At 73.2% G+C, this 766-nt stretch carries 1 protein-coding gene; it reads left to right on the top strand.

The genetic code is table 11. The features are described from left to right. A partial coding sequence (locus IH00_RS43170; protein WP_158828205.1) for an acyltransferase domain-containing protein occupies positions 1–766 on the top strand: 766 nt, incomplete at both ends.

Raw genomic sequence — 766 nt, 5'->3', positions numbered from 1 at the left:
CGATCGAGGCCGAACTGCTCGACGTACTGGCACCGGTCACTCCGCAGTCCGGCCGGGTGCCCCTCTATTCGACGGTGACCGGGGACTTCATCGACACCGCGATCATGGACGCCGCCTACTGGTACGGCAACCTGCGCGGCCAGGTCGGGTTCGAGCCCGCGGTGCGGGCCCTCATCGACAACGGCACCGGCTGCTTCGTCGAAGCGTCACCGCACCCGGTGCTGGCCATGGCCGTCGAGGAGACGGCCGCCGCACACGGCGCGGCCGACCGCGTCGCCGTGATCGGCTCGCTGCGCCGCAACGAGGGCGGTCTTCGGCGGTTCGCGACCTCCCTGGCCGAGGCACACGTCGCCGGTGTCCCGGTGGACTGGTCGCCGTTCCACGCCGGGGCACGCCGCACGGCCCTGCCGACGTACGCGTTCCAGCGCGAGCGGTTCTGGCTCACCGCCGGGACCCGGGCCGGCGACGTGACGGCGGCCGGCCAGACGCAGGTGGCGCACCCGGTCCTCGCCGCGGCGGTGCCGGTCGCCGACCGCGACGAGTGGGTGTTCACCGGCCAGGTGTCCCAGGAGACGCAACCGTGGACACGGGACCACATGGTGTTCGGCACCGTCCTGGTGCCGGGCACGGCCCTCGTCGAGATGGTGCTGGCCGCGGGACGCGAGCTGGGCTGCACCGTGGTGGACGAACTGGTCCTGGAGGCGCCGCTGCTCCTGGCGGACGGCGTCACACGGCAGGTGCAGGTCATCGTCGGCTCCGCGGGGGA

Origin of the sequence: Streptomyces sp. NRRL S-118 (assembly GCF_000716335.1) — a bacterium.
GTDB lineage: Bacteria > Actinomycetota > Actinomycetes > Streptomycetales > Streptomycetaceae > Streptomyces.
The sequence above is the reverse complement of the archived record's forward strand: the minus strand, read 5'-3'. Positions and strand labels throughout refer to the sequence as shown.